General features: G+C 62.5%; 17 protein-coding genes and 1 other RNA gene. 11 read left to right on the plus strand and 7 right to left on the minus strand.

Features of this window, described 5'->3' with window-relative positions; all coding sequences use genetic code 11:
• Position 1 precedes the first annotated feature (1 nt).
• Together B3446_RS20775 and B3446_RS20780 are read left to right on the plus strand one after the other, a co-directional pair.
• A complete protein-coding gene (locus B3446_RS20775) occupies positions 2–1,525 on the plus strand; it encodes a tripartite tricarboxylate transporter permease (RefSeq protein WP_175139058.1) in 1,524 nt (507 codons plus the stop codon).
• 107 nt (positions 1,526–1,632) lie between these two features.
• Positions 1,633–2,562 (plus strand): 2-hydroxyacid dehydrogenase, encoded by a 930-nt coding sequence (locus B3446_RS20780; protein WP_291384621.1) that lies wholly within the window; start codon positions 1,633–1,635, stop codon positions 2,560–2,562.
• Here B3446_RS20780 and B3446_RS20785 read toward each other — a convergent pair.
• Positions 2,556–3,491, minus strand: a complete 936-nt coding sequence (locus B3446_RS20785) for a LysR family transcriptional regulator (RefSeq protein ID WP_191579510.1) — start codon at positions 3,489–3,491, stop codon at positions 2,556–2,558. The two genes, B3446_RS20780 and B3446_RS20785, sit on opposite strands and share 7 nt — an antisense overlap.
• A gap of 196 nt (positions 3,492–3,687) precedes the next feature.
• Here B3446_RS20785 and B3446_RS20790 point away from each other — a divergent pair, with 196 nt between their 5' ends.
• Positions 3,688–4,317, plus strand: coding sequence for an FMN-dependent NADH-azoreductase (locus B3446_RS20790; RefSeq protein ID WP_291384624.1), 630 nt, complete (start codon positions 3,688–3,690; stop codon positions 4,315–4,317).
• Positions 4,318–4,389: 72 nt separating this feature from the next.
• On the opposite strand, the gene B3446_RS20795 is transcribed toward B3446_RS20790, so the two are convergent.
• From B3446_RS20795 to B3446_RS20810, 4 genes are all read right to left on the minus strand, one after another.
• Entirely contained in the window at positions 4,390–5,295 is a 906-nt protein-coding gene (locus B3446_RS20795) for an NAD(P)-dependent oxidoreductase (RefSeq protein WP_291384626.1), read from the minus strand.
• Positions 5,296–5,352: 57 nt separating this feature from the next.
• On the minus strand, positions 5,353–6,957 hold the full coding sequence (locus B3446_RS20800; protein ID WP_291384628.1) for a gamma-glutamyltransferase family protein: 1,605 nt from the start codon (positions 6,955–6,957) through the stop codon (positions 5,353–5,355).
• A 183-nt stretch (positions 6,958–7,140) separates the two neighbouring features.
• Positions 7,141–8,646: a tripartite tricarboxylate transporter permease gene (locus B3446_RS20805; RefSeq protein ID WP_291384630.1), complete on the minus strand. Its 1,506-nt coding sequence runs from the start codon at positions 8,644–8,646 to the stop codon at positions 7,141–7,143.
• A gap of 13 nt (positions 8,647–8,659) precedes the next feature.
• Entirely contained in the window at positions 8,660–9,124 is a 465-nt protein-coding gene (locus tag B3446_RS20810; protein ID WP_063956077.1) for a tripartite tricarboxylate transporter TctB family protein, read from the minus strand.
• A 480-nt stretch (positions 9,125–9,604) separates the two neighbouring features.
• Here B3446_RS20810 and B3446_RS20815 point away from each other — a divergent pair, with 480 nt between their 5' ends.
• From B3446_RS20815 to B3446_RS20830, 4 genes are all read left to right on the plus strand, one after another.
• On the plus strand, positions 9,605–10,051 hold the full coding sequence (locus B3446_RS20815) for a hypothetical protein (protein ID WP_291384633.1): 447 nt from the start codon (positions 9,605–9,607) through the stop codon (positions 10,049–10,051).
• Positions 10,052–10,363, plus strand: coding sequence for a cell division protein ZapA (locus tag B3446_RS20820; protein WP_175186397.1), 312 nt, complete (start codon positions 10,052–10,054; stop codon positions 10,361–10,363).
• A 31-nt stretch (positions 10,364–10,394) separates the two neighbouring features.
• Positions 10,395–10,580, plus strand: a non-coding RNA gene (gene ssrS, locus B3446_RS20825) — 6S RNA.
• Positions 10,581–10,663: 83 nt separating this feature from the next.
• Complete coding sequence (locus B3446_RS20830) at positions 10,664–11,428, plus strand: SIMPL domain-containing protein (protein WP_291384636.1); 765 nt, start codon at positions 10,664–10,666, stop codon at positions 11,426–11,428.
• Here the strand turns inward: B3446_RS20830 and lgt are convergent.
• A complete protein-coding gene (gene lgt, locus B3446_RS20835) occupies positions 11,403–12,191 on the minus strand; it encodes a prolipoprotein diacylglyceryl transferase (protein ID WP_056327922.1) in 789 nt (262 codons plus the stop codon). The two genes, B3446_RS20830 and lgt, sit on opposite strands and share 26 nt — an antisense overlap.
• 129 nt (positions 12,192–12,320) lie before the next feature.
• Between lgt and ilvD the strand changes: the two genes are divergently transcribed.
• The 3 genes from ilvD to msrA all read left to right on the plus strand — a co-directional run bounded on the left by ilvD (position 12,321) and on the right by msrA (position 14,955).
• Positions 12,321–14,006, plus strand: coding sequence for a dihydroxy-acid dehydratase (gene ilvD, locus B3446_RS20840; protein WP_291384639.1), 1,686 nt, complete (start codon positions 12,321–12,323; stop codon positions 14,004–14,006).
• Positions 13,990–14,325, plus strand: a complete 336-nt coding sequence (locus B3446_RS20845; protein WP_175125326.1) for a c-type cytochrome — start codon at positions 13,990–13,992, stop codon at positions 14,323–14,325. Before ilvD ends, B3446_RS20845 begins: the two co-directional genes overlap by 17 nt.
• A 75-nt stretch (positions 14,326–14,400) precedes the next feature.
• Entirely contained in the window at positions 14,401–14,955 is a 555-nt protein-coding gene (msrA, locus tag B3446_RS20850; RefSeq protein ID WP_291384641.1) for a peptide-methionine (S)-S-oxide reductase MsrA, read from the plus strand.
• Positions 14,956–15,168: 213 nt separating this feature from the next.
• On the opposite strand, the gene hppD is transcribed toward msrA, so the two are convergent.
• Positions 15,169–16,281 carry a 4-hydroxyphenylpyruvate dioxygenase gene (gene hppD / locus B3446_RS20855; protein WP_291384643.1) on the minus strand — a complete coding sequence of 371 codons (1,113 nt, stop codon included), beginning with the start codon at positions 16,279–16,281 and terminating at the stop codon, positions 15,169–15,171.
• A 156-nt stretch (positions 16,282–16,437) separates the two neighbouring features.
• On the opposite strand from hppD, the gene B3446_RS20860 reads away from it, so the two are divergent.
• Entirely contained in the window at positions 16,438–16,914 is a 477-nt protein-coding gene (locus B3446_RS20860; protein ID WP_056566859.1) for an Lrp/AsnC family transcriptional regulator, read from the plus strand.
• Positions 16,915–17,659 lie beyond the last annotated feature (745 nt).

Here is a 17,659-nt window from a genome sequence, read left to right on the forward strand (position 1 = left end):
CATGATTTCTCAAGCTTTGGTAGACCTTTGGTACGGCTTCGGCGTCGCGTTCCAATGGCACAACCTGATGTGGTCGTTCTTCGGCGTGCTGGTGGGCAACCTCATCGGTGTGCTGCCCGGCATGGGCGCGCTGTCCGCGATCTCCATCCTCCTGCCGCTGACCTACGTCATGCAGCCCGTGCCCGCCATCCTGATGCTGGCCGGCATTTTCTACGGCTCGCAGTACGGCGGCGCCATCGGCGCGATCCTGCTCAACCTGCCTTCGCATCCGCCGCACGCGGTCACGTGTCTTGATGGTTATCCATTGACCAAGCAGGGCAAGGGCGGGACAGCGCTCGGCATCACGATGATCTGCTCGTTCTTCGCGGCATCGGTCGGCATCATCGTCATGATCTTTGCCTCGCCGCTGCTGGTGGAAGTCGCATTCAAGTTCGGCCCGACCGAGATCTTCTCCATCATGCTGCTGGGCCTTTTGGCGGGCGCCACCATGTCGCGCGGTTCGCCGCTCAAGGGCGTGGCAATGACGCTGTTCGGCCTGATGTGCGGCGTGGTCGGCACCGACGTGAACACCGGCACGATCCGGTTTTCGTTCGGCCTGCTCGACCTGTCCGACGGCCTGGAACTGGTTGCGATCTCGATGGGGCTGTTCGGCGTTGCCGACTTCCTGATGAGCGTGAACCGCATGACCATCATCGGCAGCGGCGCCAAGCTGCGTCTGCGCGACATGCGGCCCAGCAAGCAGGAGCTGAAGACCGCTTTCTGGCCCATGGTGCGCGGCACGGCCGTCGGCACGCTGTTCGGCGCCATGCCCGGGACCGGCCCGACCATCACCACCTTCGTCGCCTACGCGCTGGAACGCAAGGTCTCCAAGACGCCCGAGAAGTTCGGCACCGGCATGATCGCCGGCGTGGCATCGCCGGAAGCGTCGTCGCATTCCAAGACGCAGGTCGACTTCATCCCGACGATGAGCCTGGGCATTCCGGGCGACGCCGTGATGGCGCTCATCCTGGGCGCGCTGCTGATCCAGGGCATCCAGCCCGGCCCGCAACTCATCACCGAGCATCCGGACATCTTCTGGGGCCTCATCGCCAGCTTCTGGGTGGGCAACGTGCTGCTCATGGTGCTGAACGTGCCGCTCATCGGCGTGTGGGTCAAGCTGCTGCAGGTGCCGTACCGCTACCTTTTCCCCTCGGCGCTGTTCTTCATCGCAGTGGGCGTGTACAGCACGCAGAACAGTCTCTTCCAGATCTGGGAAGTGCTGGCTTTCGGGGTGATCGGCGCGGTCCTGATGACGCTGGAGTTCTCGGTGGCGCCCATTCTGCTGGGCTTCGTGCTCGGCCCGATGGTCGAAGAGAACTTCCGCCGCGCGCTGCTGCTGTCGCGCGGTGACCTGGCCGTGTTCGTCGAACGTCCGATCAGCGCATGGTTCATCGGCGCCAGCGCCTTGCTGATCGCGCTGCAGGTCTGGGCCTTCCTTCGCCGCAACAAGGGCAAGAACAAGCCACAGCTGCCGCAGACGGCCTGATCCCTCGGCTTGCATCTGCCACACGCGGCCCGGCCTTCGCCGGGCCGTTTGATTTGTGCGGCGGCATCCCTCATGCTTGGGGTTTTCATCGTCCGCGCACTGCCACCATGCACATTCTCTTTGCTTGTCCCCATCACGATCCTGACGCCTGGGTGCCTCGCCTCGAGGTCGCCATGCCCGGCTGCCGTATTTCGGTGTGGAATCCCGACGGCCCGCCGTCTGGCGCGGAGGTCGCGCTGGTCTGGCGTCCGCCCGCCCAGCTCTTCCAGCACGAAACCGGCTTGCAGACCCTCTTCAATCTGGGCGCGGGCGTCGATGCCTTGCTGAAGATGCCGGAGATCCCGGGCCACGTTCGCATCGTGCGTCTCGAAGACGCCGGCATGGCCGTGCAGATGGCCGAATACGCGCTGTATGCGCTGCTGCGGGTCTCGCGTGATTTCGAAGCCTTCGACCAGGCGCAGGCACGCCAGCATTGGGACACCCGCGAGGGCACCCGGCAGGCGGACTGGCCCGTGGGCGTTCTCGGGTTAGGGCAGGTTGGCGCGCGCGTTGCGCAAACCCTGGCCGAATTCGGCTATCCCGTGGCCGGCTGGTCGCGCTCGCCGCGCGAGATCCCAGGCGTTGAATCCTTCGCCGGCGAGGCCGCCTTGCCGGCCTTCCTGGGCCGCACGCGCTTTTTGGTCAATGTGCTGCCGCTGACGCCCGACACGCAAGGCATCCTCAACCGCGAAACGCTGTCGCAGTTGCTGCCTGACGCGCATCTGGTCAACGTGGGACGCGGCGAGCATCTGGTCGAAGACGATCTGGTGCAGATGCTCGAAGAGGGCGAAATCGCGGGCGCCACGCTCGACGTCTTCCGCACCGAACCGCTGCCGAAAGACCACCCGTTCTGGCACGACCCGCGCGTCCACGTCACGCCGCATATCGCCGCGCGCACGCTGCGCGACGAAAGCATCGAACAGATCGCGGGCAAGGTCGCGCAGCTGATGCGCGGCGAATCCATCACCGGCGTCGTGGAGCGCTCGCGCGGCTACTGAGGCGCGGGCGTCACGGCTTTCTCCAGCCGCTGATACATCGAGGGCAGGCGCTGCGACAGAAAATCCAGCAGCGTCCGCACGGCGGGCATCATGCCCCGCCGTGACGGATAGATGCAGTGCACGATGCCCTCGGGCGATTGCCACTGGGGCAGTACCGGCACCAGCTGCCCGCGGCGCAGTTCCTCCTGCGTGGCGATCGACGGCAGCAATGCGATGCCGCGTCCACGCACGGCCGCTTCCGTCAGCACGATGAAGTCGTTGCACGACAGTTGCGGCTTCAAATCGATCTGCACCTCTTCGCCTTTGTCATTGCGCAGCGGCCACCGCACTTCGTTTTGCGGATCGCTGAAGCTCAGCGTCACGTGCGAGGCCAGGTCCTGCGGCGTATCGGGCGCACCGTGGCGCTGCAAGTATCCGGGACTGGCCACCAGCGTGCCACGCGCCGTGCCCAGATGCCGGACGACCAATTCGGCATCCGTGTCGAGCTTCGTGCGCACCCGCAGCGCCAGGTCCACGCCTTCACGGATCAGATCCACCCGCCGGTTGGTCACCAGCAATTGCACCGATATTGCGGGCCACGCATCCAGGAATTCCGGCAGCAGCGGGGCCAGCACGTCCTGCGCGATCGACACCGGACAGCTCACGATCACCGGGCCGGTCGGTTCCGCCTGCAATTGCCGCATGGCATCGTCCGCTGCCCGCGCCGACGCGGCCATCTCCCGGCAGTAGTGCAGATAGCGCTCGCCGGCGGACGTCAGCCGAAGCCGGCGGGTGGTGCGCTGTAAAAGGCGCACGCCCAGGCTTTCTTCAAGGTGGGAGATACGGCGGGATAGACGGGATTTTGGAATGTCCAGTGCGCGCGCTGCGGCGCTGAAGCCTCCTTGCTCGACGACTTGCGAAAAGTAGTAGAGGTCATTGAGATCTTGCATGATTGTTCTATGTTTGGAACGAACAGTTCATCATACCCGTATTTATGTATTCAATCGGTCCCACTACAGTGTCGCCATGCACAACGGATCTGCCAACGCCGCCGAAGCGGCAAGGCCCCGCCCGATCATCCTGACGGGTGCGGCGCTGACAGATCCAGACCGCCCACCCCGGGCGGACCCACTGGAGATATCTGCAATGAAAACCCTGGTCATCCTTTCCTCGATTCTCGGCGAACGTTCCAACAGCAAGCAATTGGCCGATCACCTGATTGCCCGCATCAAGGCGTCGAACCCGGCCTCGGCCATCAAGGTCCGCGACATCGGCGCGCAACCGATTCCTTATTTCGACGGCAACACCGCTGGCGCCCTGTTCACGCCCGCTGAATCGCGCACGGTCGAGCAACAGCGTCTGGTCGAACTGAGCGATTCGCTCGTCGCTGAAGTGATGGAAGCCGACCGTATCGTCTTCGCCGTGCCCGTGTACAACTTCAACCTGCCGGCGCAGTTCAAGTCCTACCTGGATCACCTGGCGCGCGCCGGCGTCACGTTCCGTTATACGTCGGAAGGCGTGCCCGAGGGGCTCGTCAAGGGTAAACAGGTGGTCGTGCTGACGTCGCGCGGCGGCAAGGCGGAAGGCACGCCGTCCGACACCATGACGCCGTACCTGCGCCAGATGCTGGCATTCCTGGGCATGACCGAAGTCACCTTCATCGCCGCGGAAGGCATGGCCATGGGCGAAGTGGCCGCCCTGGAAGGGCTGGCCCTGGCCAAGCAACGCATCGACGCGCTGCTGCCGGCCGCCCGCGAAGGCTCACTCGCCGCCTGACCTCGCGCTGCCGCATCAAGCAAAAAGGCGAGCCGGAAGGCTCGCCTTTTTCATTGGGCCAGGACGGCTGGCTTAGTCGCGCAGACGCTTGATGAGGCTGGACGTGTCCCAACGTCCGCCGCCCAGTTTCTGGACGTCGCCGTAGAACTGATCCACCAGCGCGGTCAGCGGCAGACGCGCGCCGTTGTTGCGCGCCTCGGCCAGCACCAGGCCCAGATCCTTGCGCATCCAGTCCACCGCGAAACCGAAGTCGAACTTGTCGTCGACCATGGTGCCGCCGCGGTTCTCCATCTGCCAGCTCTGCGCCGCGCCTTTGCTGATCACGTCCAGCACCTGCTTCATGTCCAGATCGGCCGCCTGGCCGAACGCGATGGCTTCGGACAGGCCCTGCACGATGCCGGCGATGCAGATCTGGTTGACCATCTTCGCAAGCTGGCCTGCGCCCGGGGGGCCGACCAGCGTGACCGCGCGGCCAAAGCACTGCGCGACGGGCTGGATGGCGTCAAACACCGCCTGCTCGCCGCCGCACATGACCGTCAGCACGCCGTTGACGGCGCCTGCCTGACCGCCCGACACGGGGGCGTCCACGAAGTTCAGGCCCAGCTCCTTGGCTTTCGCGTGCAGTTCGCGCGCCACATCGGCTGAAGCCGTGGTGTGGTCGACGAACACGGCGCCCGGCGCCATGCCGGCGAACGCGCCGTCGGGACCGAGCACGACGCTGCGCAGGTCGTCGTCGTTGCCTACGCACGCAAAAACGATCTGCGCGCCGGCAACGGCTTCGCGCGGGGTGGTCGCGCTATGGCCGCCAAACTCGGCGACCCAGGCCTGCGCCTTGGCGGGAGTCCGGTTGTAGACCGTGACGTCATGCCCGGCGCGGGCCAGGTGACCGGCCATGGGCAAGCCCATCACGCCCAATCCGAGGAAAGCGACTTTCTGGGCTACGGCTGCGTCGTAGCTCTTGGTACCGATCGTTGCCATGCAATGGACTCCGCTGAATAAGGGTAGGTCTGTTTCAGGACACTAACCTTAACGCAATCAAAAGCCGGCGGCGAGTCCATCTCTGCGGCTATCGCTGGCGCTGACGTAGCCGTCCACGGCCGGATCGCCCAGCCGCCAGATGAACTGCCCCGATCCGAAGTCCATGTACGGATCGTCCATGCCCTGCAGAACGTGGCCGCGCTCGCGCAGTCCTTGCGCAATGGCAGGGGCTACCGTCGGCTCCAGATCCACCTCCAGGCCCTGGTTCCACTTCCAGCGCGGTGCATCGCAAGCGGCCTGCGGCTGCTGGCGGTAGTCCAGCATGCGCACCAGCGCCTGCATCTGGCCCTGCGGCTGCATGTTGCCGCCCATGACGCCAAAGCTCATCACCGGCGCGCCATCACGCATCAGAAAGCCCGGAATGATCGTATGGAACGGCCGCTTACCGCCCGCGACCACGTTGGCGTGTTCAGGATCGGCGCTGAAGCAGTGGCCACGGTTCTGCAGGCTGACGCCCGTGCCCGGCACCACGACGCCGGATCCGAATCCCATGTAGTTCGATTGGATGAAGCTGACCATCATCCCGTTGCGGTCGGCGGCTGTCAGGTAGACCGTGCCGCCTTGCGGCGCATGGCCGCTCGCAAAAGTCTGCGCCTTTCGCGGATCGATCAGTCGCGCCCGTTCGGCCAGGTAGTCGGCCCGCAGCATCTCTTCGGGGGCGACCCGCATGTGGCGCGCGTCGGCCACGTGCGCATAGACGTCGGCAAACGCCAGCTTCATTGCTTCAATCAGCAGATGCTGCGTTTCGGGGTGATCGATCGGACGCGCCGCCAGATCGAAGTTCTGCAGGATGCCCAGCGCGATCAGCGCCGCGATGCCCTGGCCGTTGGGCGGAATCTGATGCAGCGTATGGCCGCGGTACGCCTGGCTGATCGGCGTGACCCACTCGGGGGTGTAGTCGCTCAAATCTTTCAGCGTCAGGGCCGCGTCGTGCGCTTGCGCGTGCGCCACCAGCTTATGGGCGGTCTCGCCTTCGTAGAAGTCGCGCCCGCTGGTTGCCGCAATGCGCTTGAGCGTCGAGGCCGCGCCTTGCAGCACGAAGTGTTCGCCGATGTGCGGCGCGCGGCCGCGCGGCAGGAAGTGGTCGGCAAAGCCGGGCTGCGGTTGTAGCACGTCAGCCTGCGCGGTCCACTTCTGATGCACCATCGGCGTGATCGCAAAGCCGCGTTCGGCGTATTCGATGGCAGGCGTCAGGATGTCGGCGAAAGACAGACGGCCCAGCTTTTCGTGCAACGCAGCCCAACCGGCCACGCAACCCGGGACCGTCACGCTGTCCCAACCCCTCGCCGGCACCGCGCCCTGATGCTTGCGACGGAAGTAGTCCACGTTCCAGGCGGCAGGCGCCGGGCCGGAGGCATTAAGCCCATGCAGCTTGGCGCCGTCCCAGATGATGGCAAAGCAATCCGAACCCAAACCGTTGCTGACGGGTTCGACCAACGCCAGCGTTGCCGCCGCGGCAATTGCCGCGTCCACGGCATTGCCGCCTTGCGCCAGGATGCGCAGGCCGGCCTGGGCAGCCAGAGGCTGGGACGTGGCGACGACGTTGCGGGCAAAGACGGGCGTGCGGGTACTCGTATACGGATTCTTCCAGTCGAAATTCATGTCGAATCATCGCGTGGGGTAAACCCGTAGCTTAACGTAGATGAATTTGGCTTTGTACGATTTGTTGCTGTAGGTAATTTTCAGTAGTCTTCAGCCGGATGGTGCGGGCGCGCCCAAATAAAAAACCCCGGGACAGGCCCGGGGTTTCGAAGGTCAGCGCCGCGGCAGGGCGGCGGCTGGGCCTTATTCTTCTTCGACGAAGGTTTCTTCGCGCTTCTTGCGGATGGCCGGCAGGGCCACCAGGATCACCAGGAACACGGCGACGGCCAGCAGGGATGCCGACAGCGGACGCGTCACGAAGGTGGAGAAGTCGCCGCGCGACAGCAGCAGAGCACGGCGGAAGTTTTCTTCCATCATGGGACCCAGCACCAGGCCCAGTAGCAGCGGGGCGCCTTCGCACTTCAGCTTCGACCACACATATCCGATGACGCCGAACATGGCCGTGGTGAAGATGTCGAACGGGTTGTAGTTAAGTGAATACACACCGATGGTGCAGAACACCAGAATCGCCGGGAACAGGATGCGGTAGGGCACCTTGAGCAGCTTGACCCACAGGCCAATCAGCGGCAGGTTCAGCACGACGAGCATCAGGTTGCCGATCCACATCGAGGCGATCAGGCCCCAGAACAGCTCCGGGTGGCTCGTCATGACTTGCGGGCCGGGCTGGATGTTGTGGATCGTCATGGCGCCCACCATCAGCGCCATCACGGCGTTGCCGGGGATACCAAGCGTCAGCAGCGGAATGAACGAGGTCTGGGCTGCAGCGTTGTTCGCCGATTCCGGGCCTGCCAGGCCGGCCGGGTGGCCCTTGCCGAAGCGTTCCGGATTCTTCGAGATCTTCTTTTCCAGCGTGTAGGAAGCGAACGAGGACAGCACCGCGCCACCACCCGGCAGGATGCCCAGGGCCGAACCCAGCGCCGTGCCGCGCAGCACGGCCGGAGCGGCTTCCTTGAATTCCTGCTTGTTCGGATACAGCGTGCCGATCTTGTCGGTGATGTCGACGCGGTTTTCCTTCTGCTCGAGGTTGGTCATGATTTCGGCAAAGCCGAACACGCCCATGGCCACGATCGCGAAGTCGATGCCGTCTTGCAGTTCCGGCACGCCGAAGTCGAAGCGGGCAACACCCGAGTTGACGTCGGTACCGACCATGCCGAGCAGCAGGCCCAGGATGATCATCGCGATAGCCTTGGGCAGCGAGCCCGAGGCCAGCACCACGGCGCCGACCAGGCCCAGGCACATCAGCGAGAAGTATTCGGCAGGACCGAACTTGAACGCGACTTCAGCCAGCGGGGGCGCGAAGGCAGCCAGCAGCAGCGTGGCGACGCAACCGGCAAAGAACGAACCCAGCGCGGCAATTGCCAGCGCGGCGCCCGCCCGGCCGTTGCGGGCCATCTGGTGACCGTCCAGCACGGTCACCACCGCTGACGTTTCTCCTGGCAATGCCACAAGAATCGCCGTCGTGGAGCCGCCGTACTGGGCACCGTAGTAAATACCCGCCAGCATGATCAGACCGGCCACCGGGGGCAGCACGTACGTGATCGGAAGCAGCATTGCGATGGTCGGAACGGGGCCGATGCCCGGCAGCACGCCAATCAGCGTTCCCAGGATGCAGCCCAGCAGTGCATACAGCAGGTTCTCGGGCGTGAACGCCACCGAGAAACCCATCATCAGGTTGTCAAACAATTCCATGGCCGATTGCTCCTCAGTTCATGCCCAGAAACGACGGCCACAGCGGGAAAATCAGCCCCAGCCCCTTGATGAATGCCAGGTACGTGAACACCACCAGGAAGATGCCGTTGGCAACAGCGACCTTCAGGTTGAATTCATGGCTGGCAAGACTGCTGACGACCACCAGCACGAACACCGAGATGTACACGCCCAGCAGCTTGAGGATCACGCCATACAGCACGACGGAGCCCACCACCAGGAAGACGATGCGCCAGTCGAACTTGTCGACGTGAGTTTCATGGGCTTTCTTGGACAGCGAGCCAAGCAGCACGATGGCGCCGAGCAATGCAAGAACAATGCCTAGCCAGAAAGGAAAGTACCCTGGGCCCATTCGGGCAGCAGTACCCATTTGGTAGCTGCTGGCCTGCCAGGCGAATCCCAGTCCGAGAGCGATGAACATCACCCCCGACCAGAAATCCTGTCGATTGCGTAGCTGCATGATTGGTTGGCTCCTGTTTACAGCATGTAGATAAAAGAGGTTTGTAGCCGGATGGACGCTCGCCGAAAGGCGAGTGACAGGCACAAAAAAGGCACTTCGGGGTGCCATTAATTATTCTGAAAGCGACGTCGTGGTTTCTTGAAAGGCCGAATGGTAATGGACGCCCGCCACGCTGCAAACCCTGTAAGGTCTGTGAAAGGCTGGGGTTTTCCCTAGAATTGGGGAACTCCCGATCCCCGTTTGTAACGCGGTCAGAAGTTTGAGGGCTTTTTGAAAGCTAAGTGAAAGTTTATAGAAAGATTCACGAAAGCCGGATCGGCCGGATGCGGCAATTTCGACGGATGGGGACTTTTCTTGGCAGGCAAGAGCCGGTAACCTTCGCGCGCCAAAACCCAACCGTATTTCCTACTGAATATTGCCGGGTTTCTCACCTTGCGTGAAGAGGCCCGGTCCAACCCAGGATGGTTTACGATAGCGCCCATGCTGCAAGATCTAGACCAACTCGCCGCCCGAATCGGGCAACTGGTGCAACGCACCCGCCAACTCCACGCCGAGCGTGACGCGTTGCGTCTCCGCCTGAACGACTTCGAAGCCGAGCAGCGTGTGCTCAAGCAGCGCGCCGCTGATCGCGAGGCCGAGGTCGTCACGCTGCAAAGCAAACTGCAAGATAACGACGGCGCCGTCTCGGCCATGCTCGAGGACGCCAAGCGGGCAGAAGCCGCGCTGCGCGAGCAGCTCGCTCGCGAGACCGCCGAGCGCCAAGCGCTCGAATCGCGCTTCGCCGCCCGCGAAAGCGAACTGCAGGGCACCCTGCAATCGCGCGACACAGAACTACAGCGCTTGCGTGTGGCCGCCGCTTCGGCCCGCGAGCGCATCGACGCCGTCCTGGCCCGCTTGCCGGGTGCGCCGTCCGGAGAGCAACACTAAATGGAACGTGTAGACGTATCGATCCTCGGCCGTGAGTATTCACTTGCGTGCTCCGTCGAAGAAAAGCCCACGCTGCTGGCTGCCGTGCGCCATGTCGATCAGCTCATGCTGCGCATCCAGGGCACGGGCAAGGTTTCCAGCAACGAACGCATCGCTGTCATGGCTGCATTGCAGATCGCTGGCGAGCTGCTTGCAATGAAAGCGCCGGACGGTCCGCTGGGCGGTTTGGCGGTCGGCGACTTCAAGCGTAGAATTGAGGACATGAACGCAGTACTCGATGACGCCTTGTCGGGTCAGGAAAAACTGCTCTAACGTTCATAAGCTGCATTCAAGATTTTCAAGTTTGTCCCTGCCGTGTTCGTGACTAGGCCATACATTCTCTGAACCTATGTCTTTTTGGCATATTGGTTGCGGGAGTGCAGAGCTGGAGTGATTGTCTCTTGCAGACGAACCCGATGCTCTTCGGAACGCGACCACCTTGAACCTCAGGGTTCGAGATGCCGGCCTTGACGGCACAGGCGGGGCATCTATCCCAGCGGACCTGCCATGGAGCAGGTCCGCGTCGGGTGCCTCTCGGCAATTCCCCTTCGTCCTCCCACATAGGACCAGTCCATGTTCAAACACCCCGTTTTTTCGCTCACCAGGCTTGGTGCGGCGTGCGCAGCCGTGGCCGCCATCGCTGTGGCCCAACCCGTTTTCGCGCAGGCTCAGGCGCCCGCACCTGCAGCCGCGGCCGAGTCCGCCGCGAACCGTTCGCCGGAACTGACCTTGCAAGCGATGGCGTCGTCGGAGGTCAAGCAGGACACCGTCCGCATCGCTCTGTCCGCCGAAGTCGAAGCGCCGGACCAGCCGGCCGCCGGCCAGAAGCTGACCGCTGCGCTCGAAGACGTGGTCAAGCGCGCGCGCGACACCAAGGACGTGGAAGTGCGCACCAGCAACTTCAACGTCTGGCCCAACATGAACACCAAGGGAAAGATCGCCTCGTGGCGCGGCCAGGGCGAGATCGTGCTGGAATCCAAGGACTTCGCGGCTGCCGCGGCCCTGGCTTCCAAGCTTTCCGACAAGACCGCCATTTCCAACATCAGCTTCTCGCTGTCGGATGCCGCGCGTGAAGCCGAAGAGCGCAAGCTGCTGAAAGAAGCGGCGCAGGCCTTCAAAGACCGCGCATTGGCTGCCGCCAACGCGTTCGGTTTTTCCGGCTACCGCCTGTCCAAGCTGGATCTCGGCGGCTCCGGCGCTCCGGCGCCGATGCCGCGCATGATGGGCGCGGCCATGGCGAAGGGCGGTTCCTTCAGCAGCGCGGACGTCAGCGTTCCCCTTGAAGCAGGGAACGTGACGGTCAGCGTCGCCGTCAACGGGACGATCGTTTTGCAGTAAGACTGAACATGATGGCGCCCAAGGCGACCATCGGCAGGGACAGCCACTGTCCCATGCTCAATCCACCCGCGAGCAGACCCAGGAAGTTATCCGGCTCGCGGGTGAATTCCACCAGGAAGCGGAACGTTCCATAGCCCATCAGGAACAATCCGCTCACCTGTCCCAGCGGGCGCGGCTTGCTCGAAAACCACCACAGCAACGCAAACAGCACGATGCCTTCAAGGCCCAGCTCATAGAGCTGCGAGGGATGGCGGGGCAGGCCGTCGCCGCTGTCGGGAAACACCATCGCCCACGGCACATCGGTGGGACGGCCCCACAACTCGCCGTTGATGAAGTTGCCCAGCCGGCCAAAACCCAGGCCCAGCGGAATCAGGGGCGCGATGAAATCGCTGATTGCAAAGAACGGTAGGCCCTTCTTGCGCGCAAACAGCAGCATCACCAGGATCACGCCGATCAGGCCGCCGTGGAAAGACATGCCGCCCTGCCACAGATACAGCACTTCAAGCGGATGCGACAGGTAGTAGCCCGGCTTGTAGAACAGCACGTACCCCAGCCGTCCCCCCAGCACCACGCCCAGCACGCTATAGAAGATCAGGTCTTCCAGGTCCCGCACGTTCAGCGATGTGGTGTGCCCGCTCTTGATGCGGTGGCGGCCCAGCAAATACACGAGCGCGAAGCCCGCCAGGTACATCAGCCCATACCAGTGAATGGCGAGCGGCCCGATCTGCAGGGCGATGGGGTCGATTTTTGGATATTCCAGCATGTTCTGCCCGACACAATAAAGTTGAATGATAATAACCGGCGAGCACTGAAGATTCGCATGCAAGCGAGCCAGCTTCCCCGGGTGCGTTCGCCATGTCCGCGCCCCGACGGCCGACAGGAGACACTGACCATGCCGCACAACGAACGTTCCCGCCACATTACCGAAGGCGTCGCGCGCGCACCCAATCGCGCCATGTACTACGCGCTGGGCTACAAAGAAGCAGATTTCCAGAACCCCATGATCGGCGTGGCCAACGGCCATTCGACGATCACGCCCTGTAATAGCGGCCTGCAACGGCTGGCCGACGCTGCCATCGATGCGATCCGCGCGTCACACGCCAATCCCCAGGTGTTCGGCACGCCCACCATTTCCGATGGCATGTCCATGGGCACCGAGGGCATGAAGTACTCTCTGGTGTCGCGCGAGGTAATCGCGGATTGCATCGAAACCGCCGCGCAGGGCCAGTGGATGGACGGCGTCGTCGTTATCGGCGGATGCGACAAGAACATGCCCGGCGGCATGATCGCCTTGGCGCGCACCAACGTGCCGGGCATCTATGTTTACGGCGGCACCATCAAGCCGGGCCGCTACAAGGGCAACGATCTCACCATCGTGTCCGTGTTCGAGGCCGTTGGCGAATACACCATGGGCCGCATGCCCGAAGAAGATTTCAAGCAGATCGAGAAATGCGCGATTCCTGGCTCGGGCTCCTGTGGCGGCATGTACACCGCCAATACGATGAGCTCGGCATTCGAAGCCATGGGCATGAGCCTGCCGTATTCCAGCACGATGGCCAACGAAGACGAGGAAAAGGTCACTTCGGCCGCCGAGTCCGCGCGTGTGCTGGTCGACGCGGTCAAGCGCAACCTGCGCCCGCGCGACATCATCACGCGCGAAGCCATCGAGAACGCGGTGTCCGTCATCATGGCCACGGGCGGCTCCACCAACGCGGTGCTGCATTTCCTGGCCATCGCGCACGCTGCTGAAGTGCCGTGGACCATCGACGACTTTGAACGCATCCGCCGGCGCGTGCCCGTGCTGTGTGATCTGAAGCCGTCCGGCAAGTACGTGGCCACCGACCTGCATCGCGCCGGCGGCATTCCGCAAGTCATGAAGCTTCTGCTCAACGCCGGCCTGCTGCATGGCGATTGCATCACCATCACGGGCAAGACCATCGCGGAAACGCTGGCCGACGTGCCCGACGTGCCGCGTGCGGATCAGGACGTCATCATGCCGATCGATCGCGCGCTCTATCCGCAGGGGCACCTCGCCATCCTGAAGGGAAATCTCTCACCGGAAGGCTGCGTCGCAAAGATCACCGGCCTCAAAAACCCGGTCATTACCGGCCCCGCACGCGTGTTCGATTCCGAAGACGACGCGATGACGGCCATCATGGCGCAGCAGATCCGCGACGGCGACGTCGTCGTCATCCGCTACGAAGGCCCGAAGGGCGGTCCGGGCATGCGTGAGATGCTGGCGCCCACGTCCGCGCTCGTGGGGCAGGGGCTGGGCGAAACCGTGGGGCTCATCACAGACGGCCGCTTTTCCGGCGGCACCTGGGGCATGGTGGTGGGACACGTCGCGCCCGAAGCGTACGTGGGCGGTCCCATCGCCCTCATCCAGGAAGGCGATTCGGTTACCATCGATGCCCATCAGCTGCTGCTGCAGCTCAACATCAGCGACGAAGATATGGCGGCTCGTCGCCAGGCCTGGGTGCAGCCCAAGCCGCGTTATACACGCGGTGTGCTTGCCAAGTTCGGCAAGCTCGCCAGCACCGCCAGCCGTGGGGCAGTAACCGATGCGTTTGAAGATTAGTCTGTTGTTGGCCGCGGCCGGCGCCCTGGGCGCTGGCGCGGTGCATGCGCAAACCACTGGCCTGGATCTGGCCAAGAGCAAAGCCTGCATGGCCTGTCATCAGGTGGAAGCCAAACGGGTCGGGCCGCCCTTGAAGAGCGTGGCGGAACGATACGCGGGGCAGGGCGACGCCATGGTGGATTACCTGGCAGGCAAGATCCGCGGCGGCGGCCGCGGCGCCTGGGGCGCGGTGCCCATGCCCGCGCAGACCCACGTCACGCCCGAAGACGCCCGCGCCTTGGCCGAATGGATCTTGTCGCTGGCGCCGGCAAAGCAGTAGCCTTATTCTCATGCTCCGGCACCAAGCCGGGGGCGCCGGCCGCGCGCAGCGGCCGTCTACAGCAAAGGAATCGTCATGGCAGAACAACCATCACCGGGCAATGAAGTCGCCGTACTTGGCGGCGGTTGCTTCTGGTGCGTCGAAGCAGTGTTTGCCGATCTTCGCGGGGTCAAGAGCGTCTTGCCGGGCTACGCCGGCGGACACGTCGACAATCCCAGCTATGAACAGGTCTGCGGCAAGGACACCGGCCACATCGAAGTCGCGCGCATCGAATTCGATCCGGCCGAACTTTCGTACAGCGATCTGCTGCGCGTTTTTTTCGCCACTCACGATCCCACCACGCCGGGTCGCCAGGGCAACGACATCGGCCCGCAGTACGAATCCGCCATCTTCTGGCAGAACGACTCGCAGCGCGAGCAGGCCGAGACCGTCATCGCAGAGGTCGAGGCGCAGAAAGTCTACGATGCGCCCATCGTGACCAAGCTGCTGGCGCCGGCGCATTTCTGGCAGGCCGAGGACTATCACAGCAATTATTTCGCCTTGCATCCCGAACAAGGCTATTGCCAGTTTGTGATCGCACCCAAGGTCGCCAAATTCCGTAAGCAATTCCAGGATCGCCTGGCTCGCTGAGCGGGGGCGATCGTTTCGCGTGACTGAAGGCCTCGTACGGCGGACAGCGATCCACCGATCAATGCGGGGCCTCTTCTCATGGCGCGCTTTTCCCCGCGTGATGCATTTCACGATGCGGCGCGCGTCAGATCGACGAGCGCACAAAAAAACCCCGCTTTTCAGCGGGGTTTGAACAGTCGATGAAGACGCGCGCCTTGTGCCCGTCTTCAAGCCTTATTCCACGGTCTTCACAACGCCGCGGCGCATCTGGTCCAGCTCGATGGATTCGAACAGGGCCTTGAAGTTGCCCTCACCAAAGCCGTCATTGCCCTTGCGCTGGATGATCTCAAAGAAGATCGGACCGATCTGGTTTTCGGTAAAGATCTGCAGCAGCAGTCCGCCGTCCGGCGCGCCGTCCAGCAGAATGCGGTTCTTTTGCAGGCGATCCACATCTTCGCCGTGGTTAGGCATGCGGCGATCCAGCAGTTCGTAATAGGTCTCCGGCGTATCCAGAAACACGACGCCCGTCTCGCGCAGCGCTTCTACCGTGGCATAGATGTCGTCGGTCGCCATGGCGATGTGCTGGATGCCTTCGCCGCGGTACAGATCCAGGTATTCCTGAATCTGGCCTTTCTCGTCGGTGCCTTCCTCGTTGATGGGAATGCGGATATTGCCGCAAGGCGACGTCATTGCCTTGGACTTCACGCCCGTCACCTTGCCTTCAATGTCGAAGTAGCGCACTTCACGGAAGTTGAACAGGCGCTCGTAGAACTCCGACCACTCGGCCATGCGGCCCTTGTGCACGTTGTGCGTCAGGTGGTCCACCAGCGTCAGGCCCGCGCCGCGCCAGTCGACGTCGGTCTGCGCGTTGGCCGGATCCAGAGGAATGAAGTCCACGTCATAAATGCTGATGTCGCCAATGCCGCCGTGGCCTTCCTTGCCGGCCCAGCGGTCCACCAGATAAATCAGCGAATCGCCAATGCCCTTGATGGCAGGAATATTCAGTTCCATCGGCCCGCTATGGGAATCAAAGCCCCACGCGCCCAGTTCCAGCGCGCGCTTGTAGGCGGCGTTGGCGTCCTGCACCCGAAAGCCAATCGCACAGATCGACGGACCATGCAGGCGAGCAAAACGCTGAGCGAAGGAATCGGGCTCGGCGTTGATCAGGAAGTTCACGCCGCCTTGGCGGTACAGCGTCACGTCCTTGTGGCGATGCTTGGCAATGCCCTTGAAGCCCAGCAGCTCAAACACCTTGCGCAGCGCGGCGGGGTCCGGCGCGGCATATTCAATGAACTCGAACCCGGCGGTGCCCATCGGGTTGTCCCAGGGTTGGAAAGCGCTGCTCATAAGTCTGCTCCCTTGCATGTTTTGTGAGGACGACTTGTTCTTCAAGTCTAGACGCAGATTGTAGGTACGAAGGCCGGGCAGACAATTGCAAATATGGCGCGAAAGCGGATGACTTGAGCAATAATATTGCTCGTTATCGAATTTAAGGGGTTGAAGATGTCCGGAATTGAGCTAGACAGGACAGATCTAAGGATTCTGGCTGAACTGCAGCGCGACGGACGCCTCAGCAATCAGGAGTTGGCAGACCGCGTCTCGCTGTCGCCCAGCCCCTGCCTGCGCCGGGTCCGCCGCCTTGAAGAGCAGGGCTTCATCAAGAAATACGTGGCGCTCATCGACGCCGCCAAGGTAGGCCTCGGGCTGCTCGCGTACGTCAACATCCGCCTGAACAAGCACAGCGGATCCAGTCACGCACCCATGAGCGACTTCGCACGCGACGTCCAGCTCTGGCCGGAAGTCGTCGAGTGCTACGCCATGTCCGGCGACATGGACTATCTGCTCCGCATCCAGGTCGCCGACCTGGCGCACTTCTCGCGCTTCGCCATGGATACTCTCATGCGCCACCCGGCGGTGGTGGACATGCGTTCCTTCTTCGCGCTCCAGCAGATCAAGGAAACGACGGAACTCCGTATATAGGCTCAACGACTGGGGACCGCGTGCGGGCGTCGAAGCCATCCTCGCATCTTCTATATATAGAGGCGGGCCAACACGCTATCTATATAGGTGGCGAAAAAGTCCGCCTCGAGGGTTTTCTGACGACTGCGTCCCCAAAAAGAATCACATTTCTGCAAAATGGGTGTCATGCTGATCGCACACGCGAAATTTCTGTGCTATAGTCTCGCTCCTTCGCTGCTCCAACAGTTTTGAACAGCGAAGCCAAGCAGGTGCAACAGGTCAGAGGGTTTCCCGGCCTGCCGCAACGGCGGTCAGAAATGAAGCCAAGCGGTTATTGCAAAGATCGGCGCAAATCAGGCAGAAGCCAGTTGCAAGATCTGCAAAAATTGTGCTATAGTCTTGGGCTTGGCTGGTGATGACGAATCAGGGTTTGCCCGGATCGATGTTTCAGCCACCTGTGCAGTAACCAGCCTTCGGGTTTCCCGAAGCCGCTTGTAAGTTAAGCGGGGTTGCAAGATGCAGTGCAAATCAGGCAGAAGCCAGTTGCACAATCTGCAAAAGCTGTGTTATAGTAGAGGGCTTGGCGGTTGCCGAAAAATTAGGGTTTACCCTGACGTTTCGATAGTCGCTAAGCGCTGAGAAATCAGCGCCTCGACTTGAAGTTAAGTAGTACAGAATTTAGCAGTACAGAATTAGTAAGACCGCTCTTTAACAACTAAACAACCGATAAGTGTGGGCGCTTGATGCGAGTGCAGCGGTTTGGGTT

The sequence above is a fragment of the Achromobacter sp. UBA5777 genome, from assembly GCF_002418565.1.
Taxonomy (GTDB): Bacteria; Pseudomonadota; Gammaproteobacteria; order Burkholderiales; family Burkholderiaceae_B; genus Achromobacter; species Achromobacter animicus.